We start from the raw sequence: 10334 nt of genomic DNA on the forward strand, positions 1-10334 counted from the left end.
ACGGATTGCGTTTGCTAACTGTTTACGAGTTGCCATATCTTTCTCCTGTTATGATAAAAAATAAATTTTTCGGCTATTCTACCTTATTTATTCCCGCCTTTCGGTAAAAATTTGAATTTTATCTTATCGCTATAAACTATCGCCCTTTATCCCCTACGCCGTCTTTGATTATACCGTTGGATATTGGATTTAACCGGTAAATTGACCGCTTTTTGAGGTTCATGAGAAAGGCGATAAGCTCGGCGGTAGTGGCTTAAAAAATAGTGAATGGAGCTTGCCAATACCACCCCTAATAAAAAGACAATAATAAGCTCACCATAAAGACGTAGGAAAATTTGATTAATTTTGCTTTGGGAAGATTGCGCATATTGCCCATCAAAAGTCACCCTAAGAAAACCTTGAATCCCCAAATTTGAATAAACCGGCTCCACCACTTGCTGGGTATTTTGCGCTTCATCTTGCTTTTCTAATCCAAGACGTTTACGCAAACTTTCCGAATCGGTGCTTTGGGCCAGTAATTTTCCTTGTGAATTATAAATTGAGGCATCTAATACAAAATGCTCCCGAACCAAGTTATCCAAATTTTCGGTGAGTGTTTCCATTTTGGCATTATTCATCAATAACACCGAAAATAAATTTGTCTGTTGGCGTACCAAAATGTGAGATAAATTCGATACTTGATTCACACTGGCTAACTGTGAGCCGATTTTAAACTGTTGTACCCCAAACAAAATCACCGCCATTGCCCCTAGGCAAAGAAAAAGAATCAGCACCAACATCACTGATTTCGTTAATTTATCTTTGATTAAATGCAAGGTTATTTCCCCAAATTGCCTTTAAATCGGCTAGAATAGTTTTCATTTTTGACAATTTACAGGATTTTCTATGCAAATTCAAAACCTTGCCGGTATTACACAAAAATATCCCGCCTTTCCTAGCGCACTTTTGCCACAATTGCCCCTTGCGCCATTAGAAGACGCCTTCATTTTATATGGCACGACACTCAATGCCGCACAGCTATCCACTTTCCAACAAAAGTGCGGTCAAAATTTTCAGTGCTTTGATGCTTGGAATGTAGAAAAAAACACCGTGGTATTGCTCAAAGGAAAATGGTACGACGAGTTTCTTTCCATTGCCCATGACTTAAGTTTAGATATTGCCCCGTTAAACTTCGAGGCAAAATTGTCCGAAAAAGGGTTATTAGTGATGGATATGGATTCCACCGCCATTCAAATAGAATGCATCGATGAAATCGCCAAACTTGCCGGCACAGGGGAATTAGTCTCAGCTATCACCGAAAGTGCCATGCGGGGCGAGCTGGATTTTGAGCAGAGCTTACGTCGTCGGGTTGCCACCTTAAAAGGTGCGCCGGAAAAGATTTTGCAAACCGTGCGGTCAAATTTACCCCTCATGCCCGGCTTGCAACAAACCCTACAAACTTTGCAAAAATACGGCTGGAAAACCGCCATTGCCTCAGGGGGCTTCACCTACTTCGCCGATTATTTAAAAGATTTATTAAAATTAGACTGCGCCGTTTCCAACCAATTTGACATCGTAGAGGGCAAACTCACCGGCTTAGTTAAAGGCGATGTGGTGGATGCGCAATATAAAGCACGAACCCTAGAACGGCTGCGTGATGAGTACGGCATTGCTCCCCAAAACACCCTAGCCATCGGTGATGGTGCCAATGATTTAGCCATGATGAGCGTTGCCGGTTTAGGGGTGGCGTTTCATGCTAAACCTAAAGTACAACAACAAGCCCAAATTGTGGTAAACTTCGCCGACCTGACGGCACTTTTATGTCTTTTAAGTGCAAGAGAGAGAATATAACCTTAATGGGAGGAAATTATGCCATCTTTTGATATTGTTTCTGAAATTACGATGCACGAAGTGCGTAATGCAGTAGAAAATGCTAACCGTGTATTAAGCACCCGTTATGATTTTCGTGGCGTGGAAGCTATCATTGAACTCAATGAAAAAAATGAAACCGTGAAAGTGACAACGGAATCCGAGTTTCAACTTGAGCAATTAATTGAAATCTTAATTGGCGCCTTTGTTAAACGTGGTATTGAACACGGATCATTGGATATTCCAACAGAAAGTGAACACCACGGCAAACTTTACACCAAAGAAATCAAATTAAAACAAGGCATTGAAACAGAAATGGCGAAAAAAATCACCAAATTAGTGAAGGATTCTAAAATTAAAGTTCAAGCCCAAATCCAAGGTGATCAAGTGCGAGTAACCGGCAAATCCCGAGATGATTTACAAGCCGTTATTCAATTGGTGAAAAGCGCAGAATTAGGTCAGCCTTTCCAATTTAATAATTTTAGAGATTAATACCAGAAAGCGCGGTTATCCACTAACCCGTTTTGGCATGATGTTGCACAAAGAAAATATAAAGGGAAACACACAGTGTTTCCCTTTATACATAACTGTAGCAAATACCGCATTATTTCAATAAGTGAGAGGAAATTCGGCTATTTTGCCGAGATGTTACGCTTCCCCTTATCCTGTGAAAATCCTGATGGATTTTCCCTCCCTCGCCCATAAACGGGCGAGAGGATGATGACGAAATAAACACACTCCGGTTTGTAGAATAGCTAAATAATATTAAAAATTAACAAAATTCAACCGCTCTTTTTCCTTTAATTCAACCAATTCATTTGATAGAGAATGAACAATACGGTGAAACTACTCAGGTAAATTAACCCAATAATCGACAGCCAAAGCAACCAGCCTCTCACTTTATGTTTACCTTCCAAAACGAGCGATAAATTGAGCCACGCAAAAATCGGTGTGGAAACAAAAGAAGCAATCATGGCAAATTTCAGCATGGGACCCACGGCATTATTGAAATAGAAAATAATAGCTAAACCTGAAAGAGAGGCCAGTAAAATCGCAATATTTAAGGTTTTTTCCGGTGTTTTTTTCTGTCCTAAAATAAGACGCAAGCTTTCCACATTAGTACGAGAATAACCGTCAATGACCGTAATCGTCGTACCAAACATACACATAAAAGCGATAAAAGCGATGATCCCTTTTGCCCATTCACCAATCGTGGAAGCATACATATTGATGAGTTGGGCAATATATTTTCCGCCTACCATTTCCACCGCATTACCTGAGCCAAATTGCACCAATGCGCCCAATGCCAAGAACACCAAGGCTAAAATGGCTGTGCCGATATAACCCACATTGAAATCAAAAATCCCGTCTTTGTAAGAAACAGGGCTGATACGGCGTTTTGCCACCACCCACATTGAATTAATGGCAGAAATTTCAATAGGCGCAGGCATCCACCCCATCAACGCCACAATAAAGCCCAATGCGCCCCATTGCCAAGGGGAAGGGGCGATATAATCTGTGGCCGCAACCCCTTGTAGCCCTGTTTGCCACAAGGCAATAAGCACTGCAGCGACCGTGGTGAGGGTTAAGGAAATCATAATTAGTTTGGAAAGCCTATCAAGCAGGCGATATTTTCCAAACAAGAGAATGCCTGCACTGACACAAATAACCACCAAACTCAATACAGGAACGGGAATCTGAATGGGCAGAACAAAGGTGAGAATTGCCGCACATAGTAGCCCCACTGCGGCAGTATTGATCATTGTTGCAAAGATATTTAAAAGAAAAAAGACCCAAAGATAGACTTTCCCTTTTTGGCGGTAACCTTCTAATAACGTGTTGCCACTATCAAGGGTATATTGTGTACCAAAGCGGAAAAAAGGATATTTAAATAAATTAGCAAGAACGATAATCAGCGCTAATTGCCAGCCATAAATAGCACCCGCTTGGGTGGAGGCAATAAGGTGAGAGCCTCCTACGGCAGCCGATGCCATTAAAATCCCCGGGCCTAATGCATTCAATTTTGAAAGCCATGTTGATTTTTCATTTTGCTTATAATCTGTCATTCAAGTTTCCTTAATAAAATAAAAGAGAAAAGCCCGATTTTAAGGGGAACAATGAAAAATTCAAAGATGCGATTGGACAATTCAACAGCAAACAAACCCGCCTCTGTATAAAAATTCATTTATCCGGGTTGTCTTTTGTTATAAAGGAATGTTTGACGAACCTGGTCTGGATTTTAAAGAAAAAGTGCGGTCAGAAATTCAATTGTTTTTCTGACCGCACTTTTGGGTTGATTTTACCCCTTAAGCAAATCGGGCTTTCGCTTCTGCAATGGCTTCTGCCACACGCAATGGAGAAACCCCACCTTTTGCACAACGTTTATCCAAACAAGATTGGAGGGAAAGAATGGCATACACATCATCACCCACCACGTCACTAAACTGACGAAATTCCGGAATAGTGAGATCTTCCAAGCCTTTACCCTTCTCAATGGCATAAACCACCGTTTCGCCCACAATATGGTGAGAATCACGGAAAGGCACGCCTTTTGCTACGAGATAATCTGCCAACTCGGTGGCATTGGAATAGCCTTTTAGCGCCGCTTCACGAGTGCGTTCAACATTGACTTTGAGTTCATCTAATACAAAGGTCGCCATATCTACACAATCTTGCCAAGTATCAAGGGCATCAAAAATCCCTTCTTTGTCTTCCTGCATATCTTTGTTATAAGCAAGCGGTAGACCTTTTAATGTCATCAACATGCCGGTTAACGCCCCCATAACACGCCCTGCTTTGCCTCTGATTAATTCACAAGCATCCGGGTTTTTCTTTTGTGGCATTAATGAAGAACCGGATGTCACCCGATCTGACAATTCTACAAAATTCGCCTCGCCACTGTTGAAAATGATCATATCTTCGGCAAATCGGGAAAGATGCGCCATACTTAAAGAAGCCGCAGAAAGTAATTCCACGATATGATCACGATCCGAAACGCTGTCTAAACTATTGCGGGTGGCAAAGCTAAATCCTAAATCCAAAGCCAAGGCATCACGATCGACGGCATAGGCTGTTCCTGCTAATGCACCACTGCCAAGCGGGCAAGTATTCATTCGTTTATAGGCATCGCTTAACCGGGTATAGTCCCTATCAAACATTTCCACATAAGCCATACACCAATGGGCAAAAGTAATAGGCTGGGCACGTTGTAAATGGGTATAACCCGGCATCACCGCATCTTGTGTATTTTCAGCGGTTTGCACTAAATGACGTTGCAAATTGCGGATGGAATCTTGCAATTCGATCACACGCTGTTTACACCACATTTTAATATCCAATGCAACTTGGTCGTTACGGCTACGCCCGGTGTGCAATTTTTTACCCAAATTGCCTACTTTATCAATTAGTTTACTTTCCACCCAACTGTGAATATCTTCGGCTTCATCTTGCAAAATTGCATGTGGATTTGATCGCACCTCGATCAATAATGCCTTTAATGCTTGTTCTAATTGTTGCTGCTCTTCTTGCGTTAATACGTTCACTTTTACTAACGCTTTCGACCAGCCGATAGAACCCTCAATATCTTGCTCGGCGAGACGATAATCAAAACGTAAAGAGTCATTAAAATCTTTAAAACGCTTATCTGCTGCTTGTGTAAAACGTCCACCCCAAAGTGCCATAATTTATCCTCTATATATTGAATTTTCAGCGGTATAACACCGCTTGATTAAAAATTTATTCTAAAATAATGCATACTTATGCACAAATCAACGGATATTTTAGAAATTCTAAAACTTTATAAAAACAGACCGCACTTTACCATAAAAAAACCTCATTTTTACAACAAAAACTAGACAATGCCTATTTTTAGTGGTAACTTACACAACAATTTTCGGGCATCTGCCCTTCATTTCATTAACTCAACTCTTATTAATCCCAACGATTATTCATTATGCATTTAACAGAACTTAAAAATACGCCCGTTTCGGATCTTGTGAAACTCGGCGAAGAGCAAATGGGCTTAGAAAATTTAGCCCGTTTACGCAAACAAGACATTGTTTTCGCCATTTTAAAACAACACGCAAAAGGTGGTGAAGATATTTTCGGTGGCGGCGTGTTGGAAATTTTACCTGATGGTTTCGGTTTTCTCCGCTCTGCCGATAGTTCCTACCTTGCCGGCCCTGATGATATCTATGTTTCCCCTAGCCAAATCCGTCGTTTCAATCTCCAAACCGGTGATAAAATTGAAGGTAAAATCCGCCCACCAAAAGAAGGTGAACGTTATTTTGCCTTGTTGAAAGTCGATCAAGTCAATGATGACAAACCTGAAGTTTCCCGCAGTAAAATTCTCTTTGAAAACTTAACACCATTACATGCTAATTCGCGTTTAAGAATGGAACGTGGTAACGGTTCAACGGAGGATTTAACAGCCCGTATTTTGGATTTAGCCTCGCCTATCGGTAAAGGTCAGCGTGGTTTGATTGTTGCGCCGCCAAAAGCGGGTAAAACTATGTTGCTACAAAATATTGCACAAAGTATCACCCACAATTATCCCGATGTGGAACTTATCGTATTGCTTATTGATGAACGCCCTGAAGAAGTCACAGAAATGCAGCGTTCCGTGAAAGGTGAAGTGATTGCCTCCACCTTTGATGAGCCGGCAACACGCCATGTTCAAGTGGCGGAAATGGTTATCGAAAAAGCCAAACGTTCTGTAGAACACAAAAAAGATGTGGTGATTTTACTTGATTCGATTACCCGTTTGGCTCGGGCTTACAATACCGTTACCCCGGCTTCCGGTAAGATCCTATCCGGTGGTGTGGATGCCAATGCCCTACATCGTCCTAAGCGTTTCTTCGGTGCTGCCCGTAACGTAGAAGAAGGTGGTAGTTTAACCATTATCGCTACGGCACTGGTGGATACCGGTTCAAAAATGGATGAAGTGATTTTTGAAGAATTTAAAGGAACGGGGAATATGGAGCTTCACCTTTCCCGTAAAATTGCTGAAAAACGGGTCTTCCCTGCCATTGATTTCAACCGCTCAGGCACGCGTAAAGAAGATTTACTCACCACCCCGGATGAACTCCAAAAAATGTGGATTCTGCGTAAAATCCTTAACCCAATGGGTGAGGTGGAAGCGATGGAATGGCTCATTGATAAACTGGGTGTTGCCAAAACCAACGAGGCGTTTTTTGAGATAATGAAACGCTCGTAAAGATAAATAGCGATTTGAAAGATCAAAAGGGAAACATGATGTTTCCCTTTTTTAATGAATGACATTGAAAAGTGCGGCATTATATAGCAGTTGCACAATAGATAATTTTTCGCTCCCTCCTTTTACAGGAAGCAGGCAGCATATTAAGGGGGATTGCAACAACGTTGTAAAAACTCGGTGAAAAATAACTGCGCTTTCCCCCCTCCGCCTGCGGCACCTCCCCCCCGTAAACGGAGGGAGGGAAGATAGCCAATAGTTTTGTGCAAGTGCGACATAACACCGAAAAAGTGCAGTCAATTTTGACCGCACTTTTTGCTACAACATCAAGATTATTCGGCTTTCACCACTGAAATCGCCAGCTCTTCCAAAGCTTGTGGGTTCGCCACACTTGGCGCATCGGTCATTAAGCAAGCGGCTGCGGTGGTTTTCGGGAAGGCAATCACATCACGAATATTGTCCGTACCGGTTAATAACATGGTTAAGCGATCCAATCCAAAGGCAAGACCGGCGTGCGGTGGCGTACCAAATTTTAAGGCATCTAATAAGAAACCGAATTTTTCCCGCTGCTGTGCTTCATCAATACCTAAAATACGGAACACGGTTTGTTGCATTTTCGGCTCAAAAATACGCACCGATCCGCCGCCTACTTCATAGCCATTAATCACCATATCATAAGCATTGGCAACCGCTGCAGTGGGGTCGGCTTCCAATTGTTCAGGGGTAAACGCTTTTGGTGAGGTAAATGGGTGGTGCATTGCAGCAAGATGGCCTTCGTCATCACGTTCAAACATAGGGAAATCAATCACCCAAAGCGGTTGCCATTCATCTAAACGGGTCAAACCAAGATCCCGTCCCAGTTTCAAACGAAGTGCCCCCATTGAATCTGTAGCGGTTTGCCACTTGTCTGCACCAAAGAAGAGAATATCCCCGGTTTGAGCCCCTACCCGCTCAAATAAGGCTTTTAATACTTCTTCATTTAAGAATTTAGCAATAGGGCTTTGAACGCCTTCAAGCCCCGCATTCACATCATTTACTTTTAACCACGCTAATCCTTTTGCGCCATAAATGCCCACAAATTGAGTATATTCATCAATTTGTTTACGGGTTATCTCATTGCCGTTTGGCACTCGAATCACGGCAACACGACCATTCGGGTCATTCGCCGGGCCTTGGAAGACTTTGAAATCCACCGCTTTTACAATATCTGCCACATCCACTATTTCTAACGGATTACGCAAATCCGGTTTATCCGAGCCAAAACGCTGCATCGCTTCTTGCCAAGTCATCACCGGGAATTGGCCTAAATCCACGCCTAAGATATCTAACCACAAACCATGCACCATTCGCTCCATGATCTCACGCACTTCCTGCGCCGTTAAAAAGGATGTCTCCACATCAATTTGGGTAAATTCCGGTTGGCGGTCTGCGCGTAAATCCTCATCACGGAAACATTTAACAATTTGATAATAGCGGTCGAAACCGGACATCATTAAAAGTTGCTTGAAAAGCTGTGGTGATTGCGGGAGGGCATAGAATTTCCCTTTATGCACACGGCTTGGCACAAGATAATCCCGCGCCCCCTCCGGTGTGGCTTTGGTAAGCATTGGCGTTTCCATATCCAAGAAACCGTTATCATCCATAAAACGGCGGACAAAACTGGTGATTTTCGCACGGGTTTTCAAACGCTGTGCCATTTCCGGACGGCGTAAATCCAAATAACGGTATTTCAACCGTTGTTCTTCGGTGTTGTTTTGATTGAAATCTAACGGCAACACCTCCGAAGCGTTATAAATGCGCAAGGTTTTAGCCAAAATCTCCACTTCACCTGTCGCCATATTTTTGTTGATTTGATTTTCCGGACGAGGAAGGACTTCACCTTGAATTTGAATACAAAATTCGTTACGCAAATTTGCTGCTGCCGTTAATGCCTCTTGATACTTCGGATCAAAACACACTTGCACAATGCCCTCACGGTCACGCATATCAATAAAAATTAAGCCACCCAAATCACGACGACGATGAACCCAACCGCTTAATGTTACTTCTTGTCCGATATTGCTACGGTTCAAAGCACCGCAATAATGTGTACGCATCATATTCTGTTCCTTATACTGGGCTAAAATGAAAATATCGCTGGATTATACGGAAAAAGCCGCGCATTTTAAATGAGAAACAGAAATTTATTTGACCCGCTAAAAACTTGCCCTAAAATAACCGCACTTTTTATCACCTAACGCCAATGTAGGTCTCAATTAAACCGAAAAATTATGAAAGATACCCTCTTTTCCACCCCAATTGAGAAGCTGGGCGATTTCACCTTTGATGAAAACGTCGCCGAAGTGTTCCCTGATATGATCCAGCGTTCCGTACCGGGTTATAGCAATATCATCACCGCCATTGGAATGCTTGCCGAACGCTTTGTCACCCCCAACAGCTACGTCTATGATCTCGGCTGCTCACGAGGGGCGGCAACCCTTTCTGCACGGCGAAATATCCACCACCCCAACGTTAAAATTATTGGCATCGATAATTCTCAACCCATGGTTGAACGTTGTCGTCAGCACATTGCCGCTTATCACAGTGATATTCCTGTGGAAATTCTCTGCGATGATATTCGCCATGTGGAAATTAAAAATGCCTCAATGGTGATTTTAAATTTCACCCTGCAGTTTTTACCACCTGAAGATCGCCTTGCATTGCTCACCAACATTTACCAAGGTTTAAACCCCAACGGACTGTTAGTGCTTTCGGAGAAGTTTCGTTTTGAAAACGAGAAAATCGATGAGTTACTGATTGATCTCCACCATCAATTTAAACGGGCCAACGGCTATAGCGAACTCGAAGTCAGCCAAAAACGCACAGCCCTAGAAAATGTGATGCGTACAGACAGTATTGATACCCACAAAGCTCGGTTAAAAGATATCGGATTTTCACAGGTGGAACTTTGGTTTCAATGCTTTAATTTCGGTTCAATGGTGGCAGTGAAATGATGAAAAAATCGCTCATAATCCTCACTTTACTTTTCATAATGGGTTGTAGCGAAACACAACAAAACCGCCCTGTTATCTCAGAACAAATTCAAGCCAATAATGGCGTTCTGATTATTTTCTACGATAAATCTGAAACCTCGGTAGCCCAACTTTTATCACTCGGTAAAAAATGGAATATCACATTGGTTTATGACTATAAAAGTATGAACGGTTTGGCGCTTCGTGTTGCCAACCCAAACGAGATAGCACACATAAAAAATTTCGGGGCTGAAGTAGATTAG

At 42.3% G+C, this 10334-nt stretch carries 9 protein-coding genes; 5 read left to right on the forward strand and 4 right to left on the reverse strand.

Features of this window, described 5'->3' with window-relative positions:
- Positions 1-146: 146 nt before the first annotated feature.
- Complete coding sequence (locus BKK52_RS05205) at positions 147-815, reverse strand: YtjB family periplasmic protein (RefSeq protein ID WP_077420529.1); 669 nt, start codon at positions 813-815, stop codon at positions 147-149.
- Positions 816-885: 70 nt separating this feature from the next.
- Between BKK52_RS05205 and serB the strand changes: the two genes are divergently transcribed.
- Entirely contained in the window at positions 886-1830 is a 945-nt protein-coding gene (gene serB, locus BKK52_RS05210) for a phosphoserine phosphatase (RefSeq protein ID WP_077478134.1), read from the forward strand.
- Positions 1831-1848: 18 nt separating this feature from the next.
- The gene (locus BKK52_RS05215; RefSeq protein ID WP_077478136.1) at positions 1849-2340 is read left to right on the forward strand and encodes a YajQ family cyclic di-GMP-binding protein; all 492 of its coding nucleotides are present in this window, start codon (positions 1849-1851) and stop codon (positions 2338-2340) included.
- A 308-nt stretch (positions 2341-2648) separates the two neighbouring features.
- Here BKK52_RS05215 and BKK52_RS05220 read toward each other — a convergent pair whose 3' ends face one another.
- Complete coding sequence (locus tag BKK52_RS05220; protein WP_077478138.1) at positions 2649-3914, reverse strand: NRAMP family divalent metal transporter; 1266 nt, start codon at positions 3912-3914, stop codon at positions 2649-2651.
- Positions 3915-4154: 240 nt separating this feature from the next.
- Positions 4155-5528, reverse strand: a complete 1374-nt coding sequence (argH, locus tag BKK52_RS05225; protein WP_077420525.1) for an argininosuccinate lyase — start codon at positions 5526-5528, stop codon at positions 4155-4157.
- 272 nt (positions 5529-5800) lie between these two features.
- On the opposite strand from argH, the gene rho reads away from it, so the two are divergent.
- The gene (gene rho, locus BKK52_RS05230; RefSeq protein ID WP_077420523.1) at positions 5801-7063 is read left to right on the forward strand and encodes a transcription termination factor Rho; all 1263 of its coding nucleotides are present in this window, start codon (positions 5801-5803) and stop codon (positions 7061-7063) included.
- Between the two features lie 329 nt (positions 7064-7392).
- Here the strand turns inward: rho and aspS are convergent, their stop codons facing one another.
- On the reverse strand, positions 7393-9159 hold the full coding sequence (gene aspS, locus BKK52_RS05235; protein ID WP_077478140.1) for an aspartate--tRNA ligase: 1767 nt from the start codon (positions 9157-9159) through the stop codon (positions 7393-7395).
- Between the two features lie 168 nt (positions 9160-9327).
- Between aspS and cmoA the strand changes: the two genes are divergently transcribed.
- Positions 9328-10053, forward strand: coding sequence for a carboxy-S-adenosyl-L-methionine synthase CmoA (gene cmoA / locus BKK52_RS05240; protein WP_077420519.1), 726 nt, complete (start codon positions 9328-9330; stop codon positions 10051-10053).
- Entirely contained in the window at positions 10050-10334 is a 285-nt protein-coding gene (locus tag BKK52_RS05245; RefSeq protein WP_077478142.1) for a hypothetical protein, read from the forward strand. Before cmoA ends, BKK52_RS05245 begins: the two co-directional genes overlap by 4 nt.

Source organism: Rodentibacter trehalosifermentans (assembly GCF_002000545.1).
Taxonomy (GTDB): Bacteria; Pseudomonadota; Gammaproteobacteria; order Enterobacterales; family Pasteurellaceae; genus Rodentibacter; species Rodentibacter trehalosifermentans.